This is a genomic window from Kosakonia radicincitans DSM 16656, from assembly GCF_000280495.2.
Taxonomy (GTDB): Bacteria; Pseudomonadota; Gammaproteobacteria; order Enterobacterales; family Enterobacteriaceae; genus Kosakonia; species Kosakonia radicincitans.
Map to the genome: position 1 here is coordinate 2,119,380 of NZ_CP018016.1, position 23,895 is coordinate 2,143,274.

The 23,895-nt window shown below is 53.2% G+C and carries 19 protein-coding genes and 3 tRNA genes; 18 read left to right on the forward strand and 4 right to left on the reverse strand.

All coding sequences use genetic code 11. The features are described 5' to 3' along the window. Positions 1–143: 143 nt before the first annotated feature. Positions 144–3,794, forward strand: a complete 3,651-nt coding sequence (locus Y71_RS10380; RefSeq protein WP_007371516.1) for a glycosyltransferase — start codon at positions 144–146, stop codon at positions 3,792–3,794. Between the two features lie 60 nt (positions 3,795–3,854). Here Y71_RS10380 and Y71_RS10385 read toward each other — a convergent pair whose 3' ends face one another. After that, positions 3,855–7,415, reverse strand: coding sequence for a glycosyltransferase (locus Y71_RS10385; protein WP_035887552.1), 3,561 nt, complete (start codon positions 7,413–7,415; stop codon positions 3,855–3,857). A gap of 243 nt (positions 7,416–7,658) precedes the next feature. Between Y71_RS10385 and Y71_RS10390 the strand changes: the two genes are divergently transcribed. The 11 genes from Y71_RS10390 (at position 7,659) to sdiA (ending at position 17,840) form a co-directional block, all read left to right on the forward strand. After that, positions 7,659–8,813 (forward strand): DegT/DnrJ/EryC1/StrS family aminotransferase, encoded by a 1,155-nt coding sequence (locus Y71_RS10390; RefSeq protein ID WP_007371518.1) that lies wholly within the window; start codon positions 7,659–7,661, stop codon positions 8,811–8,813. Beyond that, positions 8,810–9,976, forward strand: coding sequence for an ATP-grasp domain-containing protein (locus tag Y71_RS10395; RefSeq protein WP_007371519.1), 1,167 nt, complete (start codon positions 8,810–8,812; stop codon positions 9,974–9,976). Before Y71_RS10390 ends, Y71_RS10395 begins: the two co-directional genes overlap by 4 nt. Before the next feature lie 10 nt (positions 9,977–9,986). Next, entirely contained in the window at positions 9,987–11,096 is a 1,110-nt protein-coding gene (locus Y71_RS10400; protein ID WP_035887549.1) for a Gfo/Idh/MocA family protein, read from the forward strand. A 652-nt stretch (positions 11,097–11,748) separates the two neighbouring features. Next, positions 11,749–11,973 (forward strand): hypothetical protein, encoded by a 225-nt coding sequence (locus tag Y71_RS10405; RefSeq protein ID WP_007371522.1) that lies wholly within the window; start codon positions 11,749–11,751, stop codon positions 11,971–11,973. A gap of 100 nt (positions 11,974–12,073) precedes the next feature. Next, complete coding sequence (locus Y71_RS10410; protein WP_007371523.1) at positions 12,074–12,793, forward strand: RNA polymerase sigma factor FliA; 720 nt, start codon at positions 12,074–12,076, stop codon at positions 12,791–12,793. 62 nt (positions 12,794–12,855) lie between these two features. Further along, a complete protein-coding gene (fliZ, locus tag Y71_RS10415) occupies positions 12,856–13,407 on the forward strand; it encodes a flagella biosynthesis regulatory protein FliZ (protein WP_007371524.1) in 552 nt (183 codons plus the stop codon). 88 nt (positions 13,408–13,495) lie between these two features. Beyond that, positions 13,496–14,296, forward strand: a complete 801-nt coding sequence (tcyJ, locus tag Y71_RS10420) for a cystine ABC transporter substrate-binding protein (RefSeq protein WP_035887547.1) — start codon at positions 13,496–13,498, stop codon at positions 14,294–14,296. Between the two features lie 107 nt (positions 14,297–14,403). Next, positions 14,404–15,390: a D-cysteine desulfhydrase gene (gene dcyD / locus Y71_RS10425; RefSeq protein WP_007371526.1), complete on the forward strand. Its 987-nt coding sequence runs from the start codon at positions 14,404–14,406 to the stop codon at positions 15,388–15,390. Between the two features lie 18 nt (positions 15,391–15,408). Then, positions 15,409–16,077, forward strand: a complete 669-nt coding sequence (tcyL, locus tag Y71_RS10430; RefSeq protein ID WP_007371527.1) for a cystine ABC transporter permease — start codon at positions 15,409–15,411, stop codon at positions 16,075–16,077. Further along, positions 16,074–16,826, forward strand: a complete 753-nt coding sequence (gene tcyN, locus Y71_RS10435; protein ID WP_007371528.1) for an L-cystine ABC transporter ATP-binding protein TcyN — start codon at positions 16,074–16,076, stop codon at positions 16,824–16,826. Before tcyL ends, tcyN begins: the two co-directional genes overlap by 4 nt. A gap of 291 nt (positions 16,827–17,117) precedes the next feature. After that, the gene (gene sdiA, locus Y71_RS10440; protein ID WP_007371529.1) at positions 17,118–17,840 is read left to right on the forward strand and encodes a quorum-sensing transcriptional regulator SdiA; all 723 of its coding nucleotides are present in this window, start codon (positions 17,118–17,120) and stop codon (positions 17,838–17,840) included. A gap of 62 nt (positions 17,841–17,902) precedes the next feature. On the opposite strand, the gene Y71_RS10445 is transcribed toward sdiA, so the two are convergent. Together Y71_RS10445 and Y71_RS31090 are read right to left on the reverse strand one after the other, a co-directional pair. Then, complete coding sequence (locus tag Y71_RS10445; RefSeq protein WP_007371530.1) at positions 17,903–18,127, reverse strand: DUF2594 family protein; 225 nt, start codon at positions 18,125–18,127, stop codon at positions 17,903–17,905. After that, on the reverse strand, positions 18,124–18,195 hold the full coding sequence (locus Y71_RS31090; RefSeq protein ID WP_418268669.1) for a hypothetical protein: 72 nt from the start codon (positions 18,193–18,195) through the stop codon (positions 18,124–18,126). The genes Y71_RS10445 and Y71_RS31090 overlap by 4 nt, the downstream gene beginning before the upstream one ends. Before the next feature lie 396 nt (positions 18,196–18,591). Between Y71_RS31090 and uvrY the strand changes: the two genes are divergently transcribed. The 6 genes from uvrY (at position 18,592) to Y71_RS10475 (ending at position 22,134) form a co-directional block, all read left to right on the forward strand. After that, positions 18,592–19,248, forward strand: a complete 657-nt coding sequence (gene uvrY / locus Y71_RS10450) for a UvrY/SirA/GacA family response regulator transcription factor (RefSeq protein WP_007371531.1) — start codon at positions 18,592–18,594, stop codon at positions 19,246–19,248. Beyond that, entirely contained in the window at positions 19,245–21,077 is a 1,833-nt protein-coding gene (uvrC, locus tag Y71_RS10455) for an excinuclease ABC subunit UvrC (RefSeq protein WP_007371532.1), read from the forward strand. The genes uvrY and uvrC overlap by 4 nt, the downstream gene beginning before the upstream one ends. Positions 21,078–21,133: 56 nt before the next feature. Continuing rightward, the gene (gene pgsA, locus Y71_RS10460; protein ID WP_007371533.1) at positions 21,134–21,682 is read left to right on the forward strand and encodes a CDP-diacylglycerol--glycerol-3-phosphate 3-phosphatidyltransferase; all 549 of its coding nucleotides are present in this window, start codon (positions 21,134–21,136) and stop codon (positions 21,680–21,682) included. 149 nt (positions 21,683–21,831) lie between these two features. Further along, a tRNA-Gly gene (locus Y71_RS10465) sits at positions 21,832–21,907 on the forward strand. Positions 21,908–21,961: 54 nt separating this feature from the next. After that, a tRNA-Cys gene (locus Y71_RS10470) sits at positions 21,962–22,035 on the forward strand. 12 nt (positions 22,036–22,047) lie between these two features. Further along, a tRNA-Leu gene (locus Y71_RS10475) sits at positions 22,048–22,134 on the forward strand. A gap of 244 nt (positions 22,135–22,378) precedes the next feature. Here the strand turns inward: Y71_RS10475 and tyrP are convergent. Then, positions 22,379–23,590, reverse strand: coding sequence for a tyrosine transporter TyrP (gene tyrP / locus Y71_RS10480; protein WP_035887545.1), 1,212 nt, complete (start codon positions 23,588–23,590; stop codon positions 22,379–22,381). Between the last annotated feature and the right edge of the window lie 305 nt (positions 23,591–23,895).

Genomic DNA, 23,895 nt, shown 5'->3' on the forward strand with positions numbered 1-23,895 from the left:
TTATGTCCAATCGTCAGATATAGCGCCTTTTCTACTGGCTGTTTTTCCTCTCGATCTTTCCTTACTCCCCCACAATATTGCATAACGACAGAAACGCCCTTTGATAGCCCCGGCCAACAGGCCCGGCGTGCTGAGGATGAGAGATGCGAAGCCTATTAATTAGCGTTGATAAATTTGACGCCTTTACGCCCCATACCAACGAATTACTCGATATTGCCGATGTGCTGCTGGCACAGAACTGGCGGGTAGATCTCATCACCAGTAGTGCAGGAAAGGCACTGAACGCGGAGATCGATCGCCTGAAGGCGACAGGGCGCTTTGGGTTGGTGACCGACCAGCAGGGTGAGCCAGACACGCAATATGATATTATCTGGATCTATCGCGGTTTCTTCAGCGATAAACTGCTCGATGCGATCGCTACTGAACGTCTCCGCGGCGCGATGATTTTCCGCCATTTCAACGACTATAACGATCTCTATATTCCCTGGGGCGTGGCGCTGGAAAACCAGTTCGCAGCACTGACGCTCGATCTCTCGCCGCGCACTTCCGCGCTGCTGCTGCAAACCGGTGTGGAAAGCACTCAACTGAAAAACTTGCCGTGGACGGTTCCGGCGCGTTTCAGCCAGTATGTGCGCACCCGCGAATCGTCGACGCTGGCGCGCGCAGTCTACATTGCGCCGAAAATGTCGGCGGAGATGTACGAAGTGCAGCAGCGTGCCCGCGAAGCTGGCGTTCAGATAGACTGGCTGGATCTTAACCAGCAAGCGCAGCGCATCGATCCGGCCTGGCTGGAACACTATGACGTCGTGATCGGCAATGATGATAGCGTGGCGAAAGCGTTGACACTTGGGATCCCGCTGTTTCTGGTGAACGAGGGCTATGTCGAAGGCTATCTGAACGACGCGAACGTCGCCCGCCATGAAGCCGAGCATTTCTGTGCGCTGTCGCTGCGCAACTGCCCGGATGCCGATGAGTGGGTTGAGATGCTGCAAAGCGGCTACGCCAGCGCACTGGCGTGGACTCAGGCGCAGCGCGCGGATCTGGCGGCGAAATGGTCGCTGGAGACCGCGCTGGATGCCATCGTAAATGCGCCGCTGGTAGCGAAGACACGCCAGCTTGATGAAAAATCCCGCTATGCGCTTAATTTTCACAGTAAAGCGGTGCTGGCACAGCAGCAAACCTCCGATTACTCCTTTACCCGTTGGCTGGACGATCGCCAGATCAGCGAAGCGCGGCGGGAAGCGCTGCTCACTTTTGCCCGGGCGTACCCGGATAAAGCCAGCATTGGCGTCATTATCCTTGGCGACAATCAGGCCAGCGCACGCACGCGGGCGTCGGTGGAAAGCCAGTCGCTGACGGCCGTCAGTCTTGATGTGATTGCCGATGATACCGCATGGCCTGCTGCGGCCAATGCGCTGCTGCAAGCGCGTAGCGCCGAAGCGATGTTGCTGATCCCCGCAGGTTTTACGTTGCGTGACGACGCGCTGCTGCGTTTTGCTGAGCAACGTATGAACCAGCAAAATGCCGGGCTGTTTTACTGTGATGAAATGACGCGGGCGGAAAACGGCGAACCGGTATTCACCCTGCGTCCAGGCGTCAATATCGATCTGCTGCGCGGTGTGCCTTATATCGGTCAGACGGTACTTTTTTCGCGGGAAATTGCCTTGCAGGTGGGAGGATTCAGCGGTCATTATCCCCACGCGGCGCATATCGATTTGCTGTGGCGCTTTGTCGAAGGACAGGGCGCAGGCGCCGTGGGCCGTGTGGCGGAAGTGCTGGTGGAAAACCCGCATCCGGCAACCCACTGGAGCGAGGCGGCAGAGGTGGTCGCTGAATGCGAGCAGGCGTTGCTGGCGCATCTGCAACGGCTGGGAATTAACGCCACGCTGGAAGAGGGATTAGCGGAGAACATTAAACGCCTGCGCTATCAGTGGCAGGCGATGCCGCTGGTGTCGATCATTATTCCGACCCGCGATCGCTTTGCGCTGCTGAAGCGCTGCATTGAAAGTCTGATGGAAAAGACCCGCTATCAGCGCTATGAGCTGCTGATCGTTGATAACCAGTCGGTGGAGGAGGATGCCTGCCGTTTCCTCAACGATCTGGCGGCGCTGGGGCTCGATCAGGTGCGCATTCTGCGTTACGACGCGCCCTTTAATTTCGCTGAAATCAATAATGCCGCCGCGCAACAAGCGCGTGGCGATGTGCTGGTGTTTCTCAATAATGACTGCGAAATTATCGACGGTAACTGGCTGGATGCGCTGCTTGAACATACGCTGCGCCCGGAAGTAGGGCTGGTGGGCGCACGTCTGGAGTATCAGGACGGCCGTATTCAACATGGCGGCTATTTAGTCGGCGTGCAGCACGGTGTTGATGTCGCCTTCGATGGCGCTGACGGGCAGAGCAATGGTTTTCAGCACTTTCTGAAAACGCCGCGTAACCTGGCTGCGGTGAGCGCCTCCTGCATGATGGTGCGTAAAGAGGTTTTCTTCTCCTTAAACGGCTTTACCCAGGAGCGTTATCCCCTCTATTTCGCCGATGTGGATCTGGGGTTGCGCGCGCAGCAGCAGGGATATCTCAATGTCTGGACGCCTTACGCCCGCGTGAAACATATGGGCGGCGCGACACGTTTATTCGGCAACAAAATTGGCGTGCAGGAGCGTCCGTTGTTGCAGGACTATACGACGCTGCGCGGTGAGTGGCAGCAGGGGTTGCTGAATGAACCCTCGTACCATCCGCTGATGCAGAAGATGGGCAAAGCCTTCACGCTGAGCGCAAGTATTGCGCGGTTGCACCAGCCGCTGCCTGGCCGCCCATTGCCGGTGGTGTTAGCCCATCACATCAACTGGGTCGGTGGCGGCCATCACCGGGTGATGCAACCGTTCAAAGCGCTGGAACGCCATTTGATGATCGAAGGCGGGCTGACGAACACCATTCCCGGCCTGATGGAAGCGGCGCAAATGCGGCCGGATGTGATTCTGCTTGAGCTGATCACCGGCAGCCGCTTCCCGGATATCATGAAGCAGTTACGCGATGTCAGCGGCGCGAAAATCGTGCTGGAATATGATGATTACCTGCTGAACGTGCCAATGAAAAACGGTAACCGTCAGCACTTCCCGCCGCAAATGCTGAAAAACTTCCGCAAAGTGATGGACACCGCCGACTGGGTTGTCGTTTCTACTGCGCCGCTGGCTGAAGCCTACAGCCGATTCCACAGTGATATTCGCATTGCGCAAAACCGCCTGGCACCGAATCAGTGGGATCACCTGCTCAGCGCCCGTGGAACCGGGAAAAAAGTGCGCGTCGGTTGGGCCGGAGGCAGCTCGCATACTGGCGATCTGGAGATCCTGTTGCCGCTGATCAAAGAGCTGGAAGGGCAGGTGGAGTGGGTGTTTATGGGCATGAAGCCGCGCAACGTGCTTTGCGAATTCCACCCCGGTGTACCGTTTGAAATGTACCCGGAGAAACTGGCCAGCCTGAATCTCGACCTGGCGCTGGTGCCGCTGGAAATCAACCAGTTCAACGAATGCAAGAGCAACCTGCGTTTGCTGGAGATTGGCACCTGCGGTGTGCCGATCATCGCTACCGACATTGAGCCTTATCGCTGCAATCTGCCGGTGACGCTGGTGGCGAACCGCTTTAAAGACTGGATGAACGCGATTCAGGCGTACATTCACGATCCGGCGTTGCGCGAGCGGCAGGGTGATGCGCTGCGTGCCGCCGTGCGCAGCGACTGGTATCTGCGGGATGCCGGGCTCGATGACTGGCGTCAGGGCTGGTTACCGGCCGACAAGTAAAAGAAAAGGCGCTGCGAAGCGCCTTTTTTGTTGCCATCGGCTGTTATGCCCGGAGAAACATTAATCCGGTAACCAGAGTTGCGCCTGGCGCAGCAGGCTTTCGCCGTTCCACATACCGTTTTCCAGCACGTACAGACGCAAATTATCGCCAAGTTGTGCCGCCATCGCCGCATCAAGCAGATGGTTTTCAATGGATTCGCGCCAGCTTCTTGCGCGATTTTCGACGCGCGTAACGCCAGCAATGCTCTGTGTGCTGATGATATCGCTGCAAATCACCGGCACACCGCAGGCGCCATATTCAAGCAGACGTACCGGGCTAAGCGCCCGGTTCCACGGCGTATCGGCCAACGGTTCCACGGCGAGATCGAGATTCAGGCTGGCCAGCTTTTTCGCAAAATGCTGCGGGCGAACCGGGGCATGGAATTCGCTGACCCACTCCTGAAGGGAAGGCGGACAGTAGCCATAGAACACCCATTCAACCCGATCGGCTAACTGGCTGACCAGCTTATGAATCAGTTCCAGATCGCCGGTATTCGCCGCGGTTCCGCACCAGCCGATGCGCGGTTTCTTACCCATGCCACGCTGGCTGGATAACCCCGACCATTGCTGTGGCGAAAGTAGCGTTGGCATCACGCGGATGTCGCTGTGCAGCCCCGCGCACTGTTCGGCCAGCTCGTTACTGGCGACGATCAGGCGATCCACATGCGCCAGCGTACCGCGCAGCGCGGCGAAAATATCCTGTGGCAGATCGTTACGTTCCTCGGCATTGACCGGTAAGCCAGGCAACCAGCAATCCAGATCGAAGATTTTAAACACCGATGCTGCCTGCGGCAGACGACGCAACCACTCCTGCGCGCCATCACTGATTTGTCGATGGACGATCAGTGCATCCGGCGCAAAACGACTGATATCGGTATAGGTGCTGGGATGATAATTAATTTGCCCTTCGACGACGCCCGCGCTATTCAGTAATGCTAACGGCGCATCGAGGCGCAACCGGCTGCCGGGCTGGCTTTGCAATGGAAAGGCGATCAAACGTGGCAGCGGCTTCCAGTGCAACGGCTGCCAGCTTTTATTACTGCTGGCTTCAAACTGGAATCCCGCGCCATCCAGCGACAGATTAGGGTTATAGGCCGGATCGTTAGCGATAAGCGGCATCCATTTGGCGTACATGGTGTCCTGTTCGGCCATAAAGCGCTGGCGTTTTTTCTCCTGCACGGTCTTATCGACCTTCTTCTGGCTGACGCTGCCTTCGTGCATGACGAGGGCATGCGGCGTCCACACCGTTAAATAGCCCGCTTCACGCACCTTCAGGCACAGATCGACATCGTTATAGGAGACAGTGAAGTTCTCTTCATCGAGCCCGCCGACCTGTTCATAGACTGATTTGCGGATTAACAGACACGCGGCAGTGACCACGTTGTAATTCTGGTCAACCAGCAGACGATTCATATAACCGGCGCGGTTGTTTTCGCTGCCGATAAAGGGATGATCCGCCGGGCCACGCAGCCCCAGCACCACGCCCGCATGCTGGACTTTACCGTCCGGGTAGAGCAGCTTCGCGCCGGTGATCCCCACTTCCGGGCGTAACCCATGATTCAGCATATGATCCAGCCAGTTTTCGCTGATCACTGCCGTATCGTTATTCAGTAATACCAGGTATTCACCGCGCGCTTCCCGCGCGGCCATATTGTTGATAGCGGAATAGTTAAACGGATGTGGATAGCGCAATACGCGAATGCGTTCAGGATCGATAGTTGAGATCCCCTCCAGCCACTGCAATGCTTCCGGGGTCTCGCTGTTGTTATCAACAATCAGCAGTTCGTAATTCCGGTAACGCGTCTTCTCCAGCAGGCTGGTGACGCAGGTACTCAGAATAGTAAGCTGATCTTTGGTCGGGATAATAATCGAGACCAGCGGTTGTTGCTGATGGTTATAACGCAGGGCATACAGCCCCGGATGGGTAGCCACTACAGTACCCTGTGCATAGCCGCGATTGTGCAGATGCTGGGTTAAAATCGCCTGTTCTTCCGGTTGGCTGGCCTGCACTGGCGGATGGCCAACCACAAACGGTTCCGGCAGATGACCAGCAAAGCCCATCCCTTTTTGTTCAATCAGACGAACAATAAACTCGAACTGCCAGGCCTGCAGATACGTCGGGTTAAACCCACCCGCTGCCAGAATCGCTTCACTGCGGAAAATCCAGTGGCGAGCCATCTCTGCCGGGTAGCTGAGCAGTAAATCGAGGTTGAAATCCGGGCGCATCGCCGTGGTGACAATTTCGCCGTTCTGCATGTAGAACTCATCGCCATAAATCGCATCGCAGGCGGAGGCGCCATCCAGCGCCAGATCGAACATCAGCATGCCGCTCTCAAGCAGCACTTCACCGGCATCCATGAACATCACCCAGTCAGACGGCTGGCTGGCGACGTACTGATTGATGATACCAATCTGATTATCTTGTCGCGCGATGAGCGTCGGCGCAGGAAGAGCGGCGCTCTGCTCCGTGATGACCACCGGATTTAGCGTCAGTCCAAACCCGGCGTAGCGTTGCAGGCTTTGCAGTGTTGACGTGACAGCATCAGGATGATGTCCGTACTGCGAGATAAAAACGGTTAACGTTTGCTGCGTGTTGCGCGCCTGTTGGAAAGCTTCCACCAGGGGCCGGAACTGCGTTTGCAGGCGGCGTTCGTCGAGCCATTTGTTGATTTTGTTGCTGTAGAACCGGCGCACGGAGACTTGTAGAGAGTTATGCAGTGCATGCAGCAGGTTTTCCGTCTGGAAACGCTGCTCGCCGTGCATCAGCGCGACTTTGACCTTTTCATTCTCTTCTTTATTACCGCTGTACCAGCCCAGTTCTCTGACAATTTGCGGCATTCGGGTATAGGTTCTGTTAATGACATCGCCATATTTCCCGGTATGCACGAGCTGGCTACTCTGGTTCTCTGAGACGCGGAAAGCCGAGAGCGTTTCGGCGACAAAGGCCAGGTTGCCGAGGCGCAGTAACTTCAGATACAGCGTCATATCGGTCAGGAAGTAGAGATTCTCGCCGAGCAGGGTAAAGAGGTCATCACCGAAAGAGATCAGATCCTCGCGATAGCACAGCACGGAACTGGGCTCACCGATAAAGTTCACCGGATGGTCGGCGAAAAACTTCACCACGTCCGGACCATCGAGAATCACATCGGCGGTAAAAGGGAAGGCGGTCGCCGTAATATCGACCAGCGGGGTGCCATCTTCATCAACGCGAACACGACGCGCGGAAGCCATGCTGTTGCCCGGGGAGGATTCCAGCGCTGCAACGAGCCGGGTGATAGCGTGTTCGAACAGAATGTCATCATCGTAGAGAAACTTAATGTACTTACCGCTGGCCTGACGCACGCCAGCCAGCACGTTGCCTTCTTCCCATAAACGGACGCTATTTTTGGTGTAGTAGATAGGCGTTTTGGTCGTTAATGCATAACGCTCGCAGGTGAGACGAATGGTGTCGTCGTTACTGTCGTCATAAATAATGACTTCGCAATTTGGCCAACTCTGATTGAGCGCGCTGGCGAGCGTTGTCGCGAAGAATTCGGGCTTGTAAGTCGGGATAACGATACTCACCAAAGCGTATTCGTTCATTTTTTTTCCGTTATGCGGGCAGCAGTTTGAGCGCATCAACGCGCGATGCGGCAACGAGGTGATGACGGCCTGGTTTCTCAGGCGTGAAATTTCACGGATTTTCTTTATCTCGGCCAATAATAGCAAAGGGAGGCTGGTGTCTTGCGGGCTTAATTGGCATGGGAAATGCCCCTTGTTTACCCAATAGATTCACTTTGGTGCCTGTAACATCAAAGTCATCTCTGGCTTGTTCAGGTTCATTTTATGGACAATAACATCTTCGTCACCAGCCCTCTGTTGCCGCCTCTGGAAGAGTTTATTCCCTATCTGGAAAAGATTTGGCAGAACCGCATCCTCACCAATGGCGGGACATTCCACCAGCAACTTGAAGAAGCGCTGGCGGAATATCTGGGTGTGAAATATGTCTGTCTGTTCGCCAATGGAACGCTGGCGTTGTTGACGGCACTCCAGGCGCTGCGTATCACGGGTGAGGTGATTACCACCCCTTACTCGTTTGTCGCTACCTCACATACCTTGCTGTGGAATGGCCTGACGCCCGTTTTTGCGGATATCGACCCGCTGACCTACAACATCAACCCGGAACGCGTTGAAGAGCTGATTACGCCGCAGACGACGGCGATCATGCCGGTGCATTGTTATGGCGTACCCTGTGACGTGGAGAAGATCCAGCAGGTGGCGGATGTTTACGGCTTAAAAGTGCTTTATGACGCCGCGCATGCATTCGGCGTGAAGAAAAACGGCGTCAGCATCCTGAATCACGGCGATCTTTCGGTACTCAGCTTCCATGCCACGAAAGTGTTTAACACCTTCGAAGGCGGCGCGATTATCTGCCATGACGCGCGGACGAAGCAACGCATCGACTACCTGAAAAACTTTGGTTTTGCCGGTGAAACCCGCGTGGTTGCGCCCGGCATCAACGCCAAAATGAATGAAGTGGAAGCGGCATTCGGTCTGTTGCAGTTAAAACATATTGATCAGGCGCTGGCCGAACGCCAGGCGCTGTATCAGTACTATCTTGAGCTGCTCGATGGTGTTGCAGGGCTTAGCCTGCTTAACGTCCCCGATGATGTGATCTGGAACCACGCCTATTGTCCGGTGCTGATTGAACCTGAGTTTGGCATCAGCCGCAATGCATTATATGAAGCGATGAAAAACGAAGGCATCTTAACCCGTCGCTACTTCTACCCTTTAATTAGCTCCTTCAGCATGTATCGCGGTTTTGCGACCTCACAGAAAGAGCATTTACCCTGCGCGAACGATATCGCTGAGAAAGTACTCTGCCTGCCGATCTACCCTGGGCTTACGCGGGAAGATCAGCAGCGTATTGTGGATGTTATCCGCCGTATGGCGCTCCCTGTCGCAAACAATGTCGCTATGATTTCTGCGGGGGGCATATGAGCCAGCCAGCAACGGCGATGATCCTCGATGCCGGATTTGCGTCGCTACCTTTGCAGCAGGTGGTCAAAGCTGCGGGCTTTACCACACTGGTGTGCAGCGGCAAAGCGCAGGATGCGGGGATGAAGTTCGCTGATATTGCGCATGTGCAGAATTACGCAGACGCAGACGCAGTGCTGGCGGTGGCGCGCGAACAGAAGATTACGGCGATTTTGCCCGGCGTAACCGATGTCTCTTATCTGACCGGTAGCCGCGTGGCTGCCGAACTCGGGCTGGCCGGTTTTGATACGCCGGACGTCAGCGACACGCTGTTTCTTAAAGATCGTTTCCGCGCCTGGGCAGAGCTGAAAGGCTATCCGATTCCGCGCGCGGTTAACGAACCGGAAGCGGCGCGTGATTTGCCTTTCCCGCTACTGGTTAAGCCGATTGATGCCTATAGCGGGATCGGTATTACGCTGGTGCGCGAGGCGGGCGCCTTGCCGCAGGCGGTTGACCTGGCACGCGGCGCTTCCCGTAATGGCCACTGCGTCATCGAAACCTTCTGCGAAGGCGCGTTATACAGCCACTCGGCATTTATTCGCGGCGGTGAGATTGTCTGTGAATTTTTCGTCGACGAATATTGCACCGTTTATCCCTGGCAGGTGAACAGCAGTAGCCTGAGTCTGACGCTCGCTGAAACGATGCGCGATCGCGTCAGCGAATGCATGCAGACGCTGGTGCGGGAACTGCAACTCGTTGATGGTTTGCTGCATACCCAGTTCATTGCCAATGAACACGATTTTTGGCTGATTGAGTTAACCCGCCGTTGCCCGGGCGATCTCTATTCGCGTCTGATTGAATTATCCACCGGCGAAGCCTATTCCGCCGGATTTGTCGCTCCCTTTATTGGCCGAGAATCCGCATTCAGTGTGCGTCGGCCCGTGCATCAACGAGCCATCGCCCGGCATACCATTTCCGGCGATGCTGAAAGTCACTTTGTTGGCTATTGCTTTGCTCCGCTGGCGGCGCGAATTATTGAGACTATCCCGCTGAAGTTACCCGGCGATCCTCTGCTGCCCGCGCCGCGCGACAGGGCGGGGCTGGTTTTCGCCGAGTTTGAGGATTTCGCCGAACTGGCGCGGCTGACGCCACAGCTCAAAAACTATTTTTCTTTTAAAACGATTTAAGGACTGGATTATGGCCAAGCCTTTGCGCCTTGCATTCATCGGTGGCGGTATCAATTCCGCTATCGGCATGACACATAAAATCGCCAGCCAGATGGACGGGCACTTCCAGTTGACGGCGGGATGTTTCAGCCGTGATGAAAGCATCAATCAGCAAACAGGAGCCGACTGGGGGCTGGAGAATCACGCGATTTATCAGGATGCGCTATTGATGCTGGAAAAAGAGCATCAGCGCCTTGATGCAGTGGTGGTGCTGACGCCGACGCCTGCGCACCGCGACATTTTGCTGGCGTGCCTGGAGTATCCGTTGCCGATCATCTGCGAGAAGGCGATGGTGGCAACGGTAGGTGATGCGCAAGAGATTCAGCAGCGGGTTGATGAGGTTAATAGCCCGCTGTATGTGACGTTCAACTATACCGGCTATCCGATGGTGCGAGAACTGCGCCAGCGCCTGCTGAGCGGCGGGCTTGGGCGAATTCAGCAGGTGATGGTCGAAATGCCGCAGGAAGGTTTTAGCCGTTGTCGCAATGATGGCAGCGTGGCGTTACCGCAACTCTGGCGTCAAGTGGACGGCGAAATCCCGACGGTATCGCTGGATCTCGGGGTTCATGTGCACCAGTTGGTGGAGTTTCTCACTGACAAACAGGCGCTGGATGTTTACGCCGTCAACAGTACGTTTGCGCGTGTGCCGAACGTGGTGGACACCGTCAATATCATCTCACGTTATACCGACGATATGGTGTGTAACTACTGGTACGGTAAAGCCGCGCTCGGTTTTCGCAACGGTTTGCGGATCCGCATTTATGGTACGGAAGGCAGCGCCGAATGGTTGCAGATGGAGCCGGAGTATCTGCGACTCGCTGATATTCACGGCAACGTGCGCATTGTCGATCGCACGGCGGGTGATAACACCATTGCCAATCTGGATCGTTATTGCCGCTTTAAAGCCGGTCACCCGGCTGGTTTTATTGAAGCTTTTGCCAACTACTACTGTGATATCGCCGCCGCTTTGCGTGGCGAAGCAAACGGCTATGCGATTGGCTCTGCCACCGCATTGCAGGGATTGTCATTCCTGGAAAGCGCGAACAGAAGTGCGATTGCGCAGCAAAAAATAGTGCTGTGATTGGCCTTTTAACGTCGCCCTGAAATCGCTTTTGTGTATGCATAATTGGCAAAGGCAAAAGCGATTTATAGATATTATCGATGAAATAGAGTGAATGTCCGCGTGCCGGATGATGACCTGCGGGTTATTTAGCGCAAAAAAGCGGAGACATTTTTGTTCCGTAAAAGCGAGACGGTCGATTATGAAGCAATAAAGGCGAAACCGTGTCCTGATGGTTATACGCTTTATGGTCATAATATCATCGAGTTAGACCGTGCGATGCAAAGAGATTTGCCTGGGAATTACATTCTGACTGTCTGCTATGCCCGCATCGAATTAGATGCGCGAGTAGTAAGAATGGAGAAAGTATTTTGTAGGGTGAATACTCATTGATTGATAGAAATATCGTTACGCTTTACGCCGCGGAATTTTGCCAGAAAAACAAACTGCTGCTGTGTGAATTTTGTCATTTTTCCCGATGGCATAAAAGCCATGACAACCAGATTGTTTTTTTACGCTTCAGGGTGTGGATGCGCTAAGGGAGATTTCTGGTAGATCTTTTTCTACAAGCCCTTGTTTGTCAGAGGGTTTAGCATTCCTACAAGGTGATGAAGCGTACGTTTATTATTGTGTTGATGCTGGTGAGACGTTTCTGATGATACCGGAAAGCAATATGTTAAAAACGCAGCGAAAATTGTGGTCATTGAGGCGCAAGCAGAGAATTTTGTCGGACGAGCAAAACACCGGCGTAAATCACAAAAGTAAAAAAACGATCGCGATGTTTCAATTTATCTACAATATTTCAGATGATTATCGATTTTTCCTGCGCGGACACCATCCGGCGCTGGCTTTTGAGCGAGTATTATATGCATTGCCGTCGAAACGTGGGGCGTTATAAAGGCAAATAACCCCCCATTTCACCCACTATTCATCCGATTAAAACCACTCCAGAATCGGATAATCATGCCGATAACTCAATTAACGCAGGGCTGTTTATCGTGAATTCACTCTATACCGCTGAAGGTGTAATGGATAAACACTCGCTGTGGCAGCGTTATGTACCTCTTGTGCGTCACGAAGCATTGCGCCTACAGGTGCGATTGCCGGCGAGTGTGGAACTGGACGACCTGCTACAGGCGGGCGGTATCGGTCTACTGAATGCTGTAGACCGATACGACGCTCTGCAAGGAACGGCATTTACCACTTACGCAGTGCAGCGTATTCGTGGGGCGATGCTGGACGAATTGCGCAGCCGCGATTGGGTGCCGCGCAGCGTCCGGCGTAATGCCCGCGAAGTGGCGCAGGCCATGGGGCAACTAGAGCAAGAACTGGGGCGTAACGCGACGGAAACAGAAGTGTCGCAGCGCCTTGGGATTCCTGTCGAGGAATACCGTCAGATGCTGCTCGATACTAACAATAGCCAGCTTTTCTCCTATGACGAATGGCGGGAAGAGCACGGCGATAGTATCGAGCTGGTGACTGACGATCATCAACAGGAAAACCCGTTATTCCAGCTAATGGAAAGTAATTTGCGTCACCGGGTGATGGAAGCTATTGAATCTCTCCCGGAGCGTGAACAACTTGTCCTGACGCTGTACTACCAGGAAGAGCTCAATCTCAAAGAGATTGGCGCTGTTCTTGAAGTAGGGGAATCGCGGGTAAGCCAGCTCCATAGTCAGGCTATTAAGCGCTTACGCACCAAGCTGGGTAAGTTATAGGTTGGTGATCCTGCATCGCCCCTGGTAAATGCCGAACAACGCATTGACAACCAGGAGTTATCATGACGGTGCAGCAACCTAAAAGACGGCCTCTAAGCCGCTACCTTAAAGACTTTAAACACAGCCAGACGCATTGCGCTCATTGCCATAAGTTGCTCGACCGCATCACACTGGTCCGCCGGGGCGAAATCGTAAACAAAATTGCGATTTCCCGGCTGGATATGCTGTTGGATGAAGCGGCCTGGCAACAAGAGCAAAAAGAGTGGGTTGCACTCTGTCGTTTCTGCGGGGATTTGCACTGCAAAGAGCAGAGCGATTTCTTCGATATCATCGGGTTCAAACAATATCTCTTCGAACAGACTGAGATGAGCCACGGTACGGTGCGCGAGTATGTCGTGCGTCTGCGCCGGCTTGGTAATCATCTGAGCGAGTTAAACATCTCCCGTGATTTGCTCAATGAAGGGTTCCTCGACGAAAACCTGGAGCCATGGTTACCCGCGACCAGCACCAATAACTATCGGATCGCTTTGCGCAAATATGCTCAGTTTAAGACGCAGATGCGTTTTACGCCGATGCAAAAAATGGCTGTCGGCGCGAGATCTGATATATATTAAAAAAGAATAACATGTGGCGAGTCATTGCTTGTGATTACGTTTTTCCAGGCAATGCACTGCTGCAGCCAATTCTTTTATCGGGGTAACTATGAAACTAGCACTTCTGGGACGTCGGGCGCTGATGGCCGTTATGGCCGTCACGCTGGTGGCGGGGGTAAGCGCGAAAACATTCGCCGCAGAAAACCTGCTGAATAAAGTCAAAGAGCGCGGCACGTTGTTAGTCGGTCTGGAAGGCACGTATCCGCCGTTCAGTTTCCAGGGCGATGATGGCAAGCTGACTGGTTTTGAAGTGGAATTTGCCGATGCGCTGGCGAAGCATTTGGGCGTGAAGGCCTCTCTGAAACCGACGAAATGGGACGGTATGCTGGCCTCGCTGGACTCGAAGCGCATCGACGTGGTGATCAATCAGGTGACCATCTCCGATGAACGCAAGAAAAAATATGATTTCTCCACGCCCTATACCGTCTCTGGTATCCAGGCGCTGGTCAAAAAAGGCAATGAAGCGGGCATTAAAACCGCAGCCGATCTGAAAGGGAAAAAAGTCGGCGTTGGCCTGGGCACCAACTATGAAGAGTGGCTGCGCAAGAACGTTCAGGGCGTCGATATTCGTACCTATGATGATGACCCGACGAAATACCAGGATCTGCGCGTTGGCCGTATCGATGCGATTCTGGTGGATCGCCTTGCAGCGCTGGATCTGGTGAAAAAAACTAAAGATACTCTGGCAGTGGCTGGTGATGCGTTCTCGCGTCAGGAGGCCGGTGTGGCGTTGCGCAAGGGTAATGAAGATCTGTTGCAGGCAATTGATGCGGCAATTGCCGATATGCAAAAAGATGGCACGATGAAAGCGCTGTCGGAAAAATGGTTTGGAACAGATGTGACGAAGTGATCGTTCCTCGTTAAAAAAGGCGCTTAAAAAAGCGCCTTTTTTATTTCATCTCTGTAAATGTGCATAATAAAAACAATACACAACGTTATCCGGTCTTCGGAGGTTTTATGTCTTTGCACAACCTGACCCGCTTTCCGCGTCTTGAATTTATTGGCGCACCGACGCCGCTGGAGTACCTGCCGCGCCTGTCCGATTACCTTGGGCGCGAGATTTTCATCAAACGTGATGATGTGACGCCGATTGCGATGGGCGGCAACAAACTGCGCAAACTGGAGTTTCTTGCTGCTGATGCGCTACGTGAAGGCGCGGATACGCTGATCACCGCAGGCGCGATTCAGTCTAACCATGTGCGCCAGACCGCCGCAGTGGCGGCGAAACTGGGTTTGCACTGTGTCGCGCTGCTGGAAAATCCTATTGGTACGAAGGCAGAAAACTATCTCAGCAATGGCAACCGCTTGCTGCTGGATCTGTTCAATGCGCAAATTGAAATGTGCGATGCGTTGACCGATCCGGCTGCGCAACTGGAGGCGCTTGCGACGCGGGTCGAGGCGCAGGGCTTTCGCCCGTATGTGATTCCGGTCGGCGGTTCTAATGCGTTGGGTGCTATGGGTTACGTCGAAAGCGCACTGGAAATTGCCCAGCAATGCGAAGGCGCGGTCTCGCTGTCGTCGGTGGTGGTGGCTTCCGGGAGTGCCGGAACGCATGCCGGGCTTGCTGTCGGGCTGGAGCAGTTGCTGCCGGAGGTCGAGTTAATTGGCGTTACCGTTTCGCGCAGCGTGGCGGATCAAAAAACCAAAGTTGTAACCTTGCAGCAGGCGATCGCCCACGATCTGGAGATCAGCGCGAATGCCGATATTGTGCTGTGGGATGAATACTTTGCGCCGGGTTATGGCATGCCGAATGATGAAGGGATGGAAGCCGTAAAACTGCTGGCGCGTCTGGAAGGGATTTTGCTCGATCCGGTCTATACCGGTAAGGCGATGGCGGGTTTGCTCGATGGCATTGAGCAGAAGCGTTTTAAAGACGATGGCCCGATCCTTTTCGTTCATACCGGCGGCGCGCCAGCGCTCTTCGCCTACCATCCGCATATCTGATCCGCAGGCAGCATACAGATGCAAGAGAGCTTACAGCTAGTTATCGATTCAGCCCCTTATCTGCTCAAGGGGGCTGTGTTCACGCTGCAATTGAGTATTGGCGGCATGTTTTTTGGTTTGCTGCTCGGTTTTGTGCTGGCGCTGATGCGAATGTCGCCGCTGCTGCCGGTACGCTGGCTGGCACGCTTTTATATCTCGATTTTTCGCGGTACCCCATTGATTGCACAGCTTTTTATGATCTATTACGGCCTGCCGCAGTTTGGCATAGAGCTGGATCCCATCCCGTCGGCAATGATTGGGCTTTCGCTTAACACGGCAGCGTATGCCGCGGAAACCTTGCGAGCCGCCATCTCGTCTATCGATAAGGGGCAATGGGAAGCGGCCGCCAGTATCGGCATGACGTCCTGGCAAACGCTGCGCCGCGCGATCCTTCCGCAGGCTGCTCGCGTGGCGCTACCGCCGTTGAGTAACAGTTTTATCAGCCTGGTCAAAGATACTTCGCTGGCGGCAACTATTCAGGTGCCGGAGCTGTTTCGTCAGGCGCAACTGATCACCTCACGCACGCTGGAGGTGTTCACCATGTATCTGGCGGCATCGCTGATCTACTGGGTCATGGCGACCGTGCTTTCCACGTTGCAGAACTATTTTGAAAACCAGCTTAACCGTCAGGAGCGTGATGCAAAATGAGTGCTATCGACGTTAAAAATCTGGTGAAAAAATTCCACGGACAAACCGTCCTGCACGGTATCGATCTGGAGGTACAGGAGGGGGAAGTGGTGGCGATTATCGGCCCTAGTGGGTCCGGTAAAACCACCTTGTTGCGCAGTATTAACCTGCTGGAACAGCCGGAAAGCGGGACGATCCGCGTGGGGGCAATCACCATTGATACCTCTCGATCTCCAGGCGAACAGAAAAAGGCTATCCGCCAGTTGCGCCAGCATGTCGGGTTCGTGTTCCAGAACTTCAACCTGTTTCCACACCGTACGGTGCTGGAGAACATTATTGAAGGGCCGGTGATCGTGAAGGGCGAAGCGAAAGAAGAGGCTTGTGCGCGGGCGCGTCAGTTACTGGAAAAAGTGGGGCTGAAGGGGAAAGAAGAGAGTTTTCCGCGTCGTTTGTCCGGCGGCCAGCAGCAGCGCGTTGCGATTGCCCGCGCGTTGGCAATGCGTCCTGATGTTATCCTTTTTGACGAGCCTACCTCTGCGCTCGATCCTGAACTGGTTGGCGAAGTGCTGAACACCATTCGCCAACTGGCGCAGGAGAAACGCACCATGGTGATAGTGACCCACGAGATGAGTTTTGCCCGCGATGTCGCGGACAGGGCGATTTTTATGGATCAGGGGCGCATTGTGGAGCAGGGGCCGGCGAAACTGCTGTTTTCCCAGCCGCAACATCCACGCACCAGGCAGTTTCTGGAAAAATTCCTGATGCAATAAACACGGCGCGATTCCGCCTGCCTGTTTTCTGAATTGCGTTAATTGACCTTAACCTAAATTTTTTTTGGGCGGAATTAATGGCGTGCCGATGCTGCGGCTATTTTTCGCGTATATCCCTGCAATTATCCAATAGCCGCGCAGTTTTTCCTGTAGGTTGCCAGCGTTAAATCCGGCAGCCTCTGCAACTTATTTCCACATTAGCCGATATTTTATATTTATAATTAAGTTTTATGTGTTAGCTTAATGTATACATAATAATGATTATTAAAACCAGGGGTATTACCGGTCGGTATGCAGGATAAAGAATTTTTTACCTGGCGACGCGAAATGATGTCGCGCTTCCAGGAGATGACAGCGGCTAAGGACGTTTATACAGAGTTACAGCGGCAGACACAGCTGCTGGAGTTTGATTATTTCTCACTGTGCGTTCGCCACCCAGTGCCCTTTACCCGGCCGAGGATTAGCGTTGAAACGACGTATCCGCAGGCCTGGATGCAGCAGTATCAGGCGGAGAATTACTTTGCCATTGATCCGGTGCTTAAAGCCGAAAATTTCATTCAGGGACATTTGCCCTGGAATGACAAGCTCTTCCAGGATGCGATGGTATTGTGGGATGCTGCGCGGGATCATGGCCTGCGAAAGGGGATCTCGCAGTGTCTGATGCTGCCTAATCATGCGCTGGGTTTTCTCTCGGTTTCGCGTAGCAGCCTGCTTGGTAAAATGATGCCTGAGGATGAGATTGAACTGCGGCTGCAGACGCTGGTGCAGCTCAGCCTGCTGGCGCTGACTCGACTGGAAGATCAGATGGTGTTGACGCCGGAGATGCGCTTCAGTAAGCGTGAACGCGAGATACTGAAATGGACGGCGGAAGGCAAGACCTCTGCGGAAATCGCCATGATTTTGTCGATCTCTGAGAATACCGTCAATTTTCACCAGAAGAATATGCAGAAGAAATTCAATGCGCCGAATAAAACGCAGATTGCCTGTTATGCTGCGGCGACCGGAATGATTTGATTATTCACTGCGACGAATCAGAAAGCAGCCGGCTGTCAGGTTACCTGCCAGCCGGTTTTTTATTACTGGCGGTAAGCTTGTTTAATTTGCTTAACAGTGCTGGAAAATACCGCTGCCTGAGCTTCATTTTCCATTTGTTCAATTTGCTTTTCCATTTTAATGATGACGCGGCCCGCATCCGCCTGGCCCATTGCCTGCAACATCAGCGTCAACAATGATTTCAGGCAAGCGACTTCCTGCGCCAGATCCTTCGCATTTTCAGCAGTGGAAAAATCAGGTGTGCTCAATTTATTTTCCTCGTTATGTAGCCGCGCCGTTGCGCGACGGTCACTGTCAAAGCGGCGGAGTATACCACAACCCGGCCAAAAGAATGCAGTGGTTGTTTTTTGATCGTTATTGTCTGGTTTATTAGATTAAACTTTTTGCAATAAATATCAGAATTTTCTATTAGCCAGGAATATATGTTTAAACCGCGTTTAAGCGTAGTTAATTGTTGTTACATGTTGCTCAGATAATTCTTGTGAAAGTAAAAGCCTTTTTGGCAACTTTATGAAAAATGCCGTTTAGACTTTCTTACGCAACGCCTTGAGAACATGGAAACACTTTCCACATCTTGTACAGCTTAATTTCCAGAAACGAGAACAAAATCGAAAAGTGCGGGTTATTTTACCTTTCATTATTGGGTGAAAAACCGTTAATATACGTTTAATTAGCTTTCAGCAGCGTTATCCCTCTTTTCGGAGATACTCCATTGATCAACGTACTACTTGTTGATGATCATGAACTGGTGCGCGCAGGGATACGACGCATTCTTGAAGATGTTAAAGGCATAAAAGTCACGGGTGAAGTCAACTGCGGTGAAGATGCCATCAAATGGTGTCGGGCCAATTCCGTTGATGTCGTCCTGATGGATATGAGTATGCCCGGAATCGGCGGCCTTGAAGCCACGCGTAAAATTGCGCGTGCTAACGTCGACACCAAAGTCATTATGCTTACCGTTCACACGGAAAACCCTCTGCCAGCGAAAGTCATGCAGGCGGGTGCAGCCGGTTATCTGAGCAAAGGCGCCGCACCACAGGAAGTGGTGAATGCCATTCGCTCTGTGCATTCCGGACAGCGCTACATCGCCTCTGATATCGCTCAGCAAATGGCACTCAGCCAGATTGAACCTGAAAAAACGGACTCGCCGTTTGCCAGTTTGTCTGAACGAGAATTGCAGATTATGCTGATGATCACGAAGGGTCAGAAAGTGAATGAGATTTCTGAACAACTCCATCTGAGCCCCAAAACGGTGAACAGCTATCGCTACCGAATGTTCAGTAAATTGAACATTCACGGTGATGTCGAATTGACACACCTCGCCATTCGCCATGGTCTGTGTAATGCGGAGACGTTGTTAAGTCAGTGACTGAAGTTTTCGATTCAAAAGCCTTCCTCAAAACGGTGACCAGCAAACCCGGCGTTTATCGTATGTATGACGCCGGTGGTACCGTTATCTATGTTGGTAAAGCGAAAGATCTTAAAAAGCGCCTTTCCAGCTATTTCCGCAGCAATCTTGCCTCACGAAAAACCGAAGCACTGGTCGCTCAAATCCAACAGATTGATGTGACGGTAACGCATACCGAAACTGAAGCGCTGCTGCTGGAGCATAACTACATCAAGCTTTATCAGCCCCGCTATAACGTTTTGTTGCGGGATGATAAATCTTACCCGTTTATTTTCCTCAGCGGCGATACGCATCCCCGTCTGTCGATGCACCGCGGTGCGAAACATGCGAAAGGGGAGTATTTCGGCCCGTTTCCGAACGGCTATGCTGTGCGTGAAACGCTGGCGCTGTTGCAGAAAATATTCCCCGTTCGGCAGTGTGAGAATAGCGTTTATCGCAACCGCTCCCGCCCGTGCCTGCAATACCAGATTGGCCGCTGCCTGGGGCCGTGTGTCGCAGGGCTGGTCAGTGAAGAAGAGTATGCACAGCAGGTTGAGTATGTTCGCTTGTTCCTTGCCGGAAAAGACGATCAGGTGCTGACGCAACTTATCACCCGCATGGAGAAGGCCAGCCAGGCGCTGGAATTTGAAGAAGCCGCGCGCGTGCGCGACCAGATTCAGGCGGTACGGCGGGTCACGGAAAAACAGTTTGTCTCTAACACCGGCGACGATCTTGATGTTATCGGCGTGGCGTTTGATGCCGGCATGGCCTGTGTACACGTGCTGTTTATTCGCCAGGGGAAAGTACTCGGCAGCCGCAGTTACTTTCCCAAAGTGCCTGGTGGTACGGAGTTGGGCGAAGTGGTGGAAACGTTTGTTGGTCAGTTTTATTTGCAGGGCAGCCAGATGCGAACCCTGCCTGGCGAAATCCTGCTGGATTTCAATCTCAGTGACAGAACGCTGTTGGCCGATTCACTCTCTGAGCTGGCTGGCCGCCGGGTTAATGTACAGACTAAACCGCGCGGCGATCGTGCACGCTATCTGAAGCTGGCGCGCACAAACGCTGCCACGGCGTTGAGCACCAGGCTTTCACAGCAGTCGACCGTTCACCAGCGTCTGGCCGCGCTGGCCAGCGTGTTACAACTGCCGGAAGTGAAACGGATGGAGTGCTTTGATATCAGCCATACGATGGGCGAACAAACAGTTGCGTCATGTGTGGTTTTTGATACCAATGGGCCATTACGCGCGGAGTACCGCCGCTATAATATCACCGGTATTACGCCCGGTGATGACTATGCGGCAATGAACCAGGTCCTCCGTCGCCGTTACGGCAAAGCGATTGAAGAAAGCAAGATCCCTGACGTGATCCTTATTGACGGTGGCAAAGGGCAACTGGGGCAGGCGAAGGCGGTTTTTGCCGAGCTGGATGTTCCGTGGGATAAGCACAAGCCGTTGCTGCTGGGTGTCGCGAAAGGTGCCGATCGCAAAGCCGGGCTTGAAACGCTGTTCTTTGAGCCGGAAGGCGAGGGGTTTAGCCTGCCGCCGGACTCTCCGGCGCTGCATGTTATCCAGCATATCCGCGATGAGTCGCACGATCATGCGATCAGCGGTCACCGGAAAAAACGTGCCAAGGTGAAGAGCACCAGCTCGCTGGAAACGATCGAAGGCGTAGGCCCGAAGCGTCGCCAAATGCTGCTGAAATATATGGGTGGATTGCAAGGGTTGCTCAATGCCAGTGTTGATGAAATCTCAAAAGTGCCGGGTATCTCGCAAGGACTGGCAGAAAAGATCTTCTACTCGTTGAAACATTAGGGGCTCTGTAGCAACATAGAGCGAAAATTTACGGACAACAGACAGTTAACGCCACTATGCGATTGAATATTCCTACGTTGCTTACCCTTTTTCGCGTCATCCTGATCCCTTTTTTCGTGCTGGCGTTTTATCTTCCTTTTTACTGGTCACCATTCGTTTGCGCGCTCATTTTTTGTATCGCGGCGATAACCGACTGGTTTGACGGTTATCTGGCGCGCCGCTGGAATCAGAGCACCCGTTTTGGTGCCTTCCTCGATCCGGTTGCCGATAAAGTGCTGGTCGCTATCGCGATGGTGCTGGTGGCTGAACATTATCATACCTGGTGGGTAACGCTGCCTGCGGCTACCATGATTGCCCGTGAGATCATTATTTCCGCTCTGCGTGAGTGGATGGCGGAGATGGGGAAACGCAGCCGCGTGGCGGTATCCTGGATCGGTAAAGTGAAAACCACCGCACAAATGATGGCGCTGGTAGGGCTGCTGTGGCGTCCAAATATCTGGGTTGAATATGCTGGTATTGCGTTGTTCTTCGTTGCTGCCGGGCTGACACTGTGGTCAATGCTGCAATATCTGAATGCAGCACGTGGCGATCTGCTTGAACCTTGATCGTATCGTCGTAATTTTCAGCAAACGATCCGGGTTTTGAAAAATATCGTTGACTCAGTGCGTCAGGTAAGTAGAATGCAACGCATCGGAAGGCAGCGTAGCTCGCCAGAAGATAGCAAAATCAAGTGATTAGAACAAAACTTGATAATGCGGGAATAGCTCAGTTGGTAGAGCACGACCTTGCCAAGGTCGGGGTCGCGAGTTCGAGTCTCGTTTCCCGCTCCAAATTAAAGCATCGGCTAAAACAGCGGGTGCTGGCTGAAAAGCATCAAGATTCACGGCGCGTTAGCAAAGCGGTTATGTAGCGGATTGCAAATCCGTCTAGTCCGGTTCGACTCCGGAACGCGCCTCCAATTTCTTCCCGAGCCCGGATGGTGGAATCGGTAGACACAAGGGATTTAAAATCCCTCGGCGTTCGCGCTGTGCGGGTTCAAGTCCCGCTCCGGGTACCATGGGAAAAAAAGAATAAAATCAATGATAAGCAGTGTCGTGAAACCACCGAAAGGTGGTTTTTTTGTGTCTGTTTTTCAGCGCCGATATTATTACCGAATTCAAGCGAAGCGATTTACATTGCCTGCGAAAATATTCAAAGCGTAATTGCTTCAGGGATTCTGAAATAAAGTTTGCTGGCCGTTTCGATATCATCCACTGCACAAAAAACCGCACGAATCTTATCGCGCGGTTTTTTTTTCAGGTTTATCCCACTTCAGGTAGCAGACCGGCGACGATAAAAAACTGAATGACGATAACCGCAATGCCACAGGCGAAAATCAGGCACAGCATGGGTTTACCGCCGGGAACACGATAACTGTGTTGCGAATTATGCTTCCGGCTTTGCCAGGCCAGCATTGACGGTAACAGAAGTGCCAGCACGGAAAGCGCGACACCGGCATAGCCGAGCGCCATCACAAACCCGCGCGGATAAAACAGTGCAAAGGCCAGCGGCGGCAGGAAGGTGATCATTCCGCTTTGCAGGCGTCCGGCAGCATTGTTACGCCGCTGAAAAAGATCCGCGAGATAATCAAATAATCCCAGCGACACGCCGAGGAAAGAGGTCGCCAGCGCCAGATCGGCAAACAGATGAACTGCCAGTTCCACATGCGGTGAGGCCACCACTTCGCGCAATGCTTGCAGCAACCCGTTTAATCCTGCCTGGCTGGCCAGCAGCCCCATAAACGTTGACGAATCAATACTGCCAAGCGTTGCGAGCTGCCAGAAAATATAGGCCACCAGCGGAATGGCGCTGCCGATGATAAATATCTTGCGCAATTTGCGGATATCGCCGCCCATATAACTGACAATGCTCGGTACGCTACCGTGAAAACCAAACGAGGTGAAGATCACCGGAATTGCCGATAGCGCCAGTCCTTTTTCCAGCGGCATGGTCAGCAAATTCGCCTGGTGGACGTGCGGCATTAACAGCGCCAGCATCACCACGAGGAACAGGAGTTTGGCGCTGAAAAGAAAGCGGTTAAACAGATCGACAAGCGAAGTACCAGCGCATACGACACCACCGGCAACAAGAGTGAACAGCAGCACACCGGCGACTGGCGAAAGCGCAACGTTAAACCACTGGCTGATGCTGGACGCCAGCAACTCTCCTGCGCCGCTGATGTACGCTGCGGTCAGCGCGTACATTAAGAACATCATACTGAAACCTGTTATCCACTGCCCATAGCGCCCAAGATAACGCCTCGCCAGCGAGCCCAGACCGGTATCGGCAGGAACATGCTGATAAACCTCCAGCAAGAGCAGGGCGGTGTAACACATCACCGCCCATAGCGCGATAAGTAACCCGAAAGTGGTGGCAAACCCAACGCCAGCTGCTGCCAGCGGCATTGCCAACATCCCTGCGCCGATCGTGGTACCGGCGACGATAAAAACACTCCCAAGTGTTCGATTCTTCACGCTTTCCTCTGCAACAAAACACACTACCAGCCTAAACTGCGGCGCAGATTAAGATAATTCAGTAGTTTCGTCAAACGACCGTTACATAGAGTGTAACGATACATTTACGGTATTTTTTGAGCCATCTGTACAAACGAATACTGATGGTGAAATTTTGCCCAAGGGGTTAAAGGAAGATGAGTGGAGCATCGAAAACGGTGAGTAGTTAACCGATCTCTTTTTCGATCATGGCATCGCGCTGGAAACGGAAAACTATCGCTACTGCTGTCAGGCTGTAAATAAGCAGGACTGGTGCTGGACCAGAT

Coding starts and splice junctions, on each gene's coding strand:
- Y71_RS10400 (WP_035887549.1), top strand. CDS start 9,987: ATGGCCAAGCCTTTGCGCCTTGCATTCATCGGTGGCGGTATCAATTCC.
- Y71_RS10390 (WP_007371518.1), top strand. CDS start 7,659: ATGGACAATAACATCTTCGTCACCAGCCCTCTGTTGCCGCCTCTGGAA.
- Y71_RS10395 (WP_007371519.1), top strand. CDS start 8,810: ATGAGCCAGCCAGCAACGGCGATGATCCTCGATGCCGGATTTGCGTCG.
- pgsA (WP_007371533.1), top strand. CDS start 21,134: ATGCGATTGAATATTCCTACGTTGCTTACCCTTTTTCGCGTCATCCTG.
- dcyD (WP_007371526.1), top strand. CDS start 14,404: ATGTCTTTGCACAACCTGACCCGCTTTCCGCGTCTTGAATTTATTGGC.
- tcyN (WP_007371528.1), top strand. CDS start 16,074: ATGAGTGCTATCGACGTTAAAAATCTGGTGAAAAAATTCCACGGACAA.
- sdiA (WP_007371529.1), top strand. CDS start 17,118: ATGCAGGATAAAGAATTTTTTACCTGGCGACGCGAAATGATGTCGCGC.
- Y71_RS10405 (WP_007371522.1), top strand. CDS start 11,749: ATGTTAAAAACGCAGCGAAAATTGTGGTCATTGAGGCGCAAGCAGAGA.
- Y71_RS10380 (WP_007371516.1), top strand. CDS start 144: ATGCGAAGCCTATTAATTAGCGTTGATAAATTTGACGCCTTTACGCCC.
- Y71_RS10385 (WP_035887552.1), bottom strand. CDS start 7,415: ATGAACGAATACGCTTTGGTGAGTATCGTTATCCCGACTTACAAGCCC.
- tcyL (WP_007371527.1), top strand. CDS start 15,409: ATGCAAGAGAGCTTACAGCTAGTTATCGATTCAGCCCCTTATCTGCTC.
- tcyJ (WP_035887547.1), top strand. CDS start 13,496: ATGAAACTAGCACTTCTGGGACGTCGGGCGCTGATGGCCGTTATGGCC.
- fliZ (WP_007371524.1), top strand. CDS start 12,856: ATGACGGTGCAGCAACCTAAAAGACGGCCTCTAAGCCGCTACCTTAAA.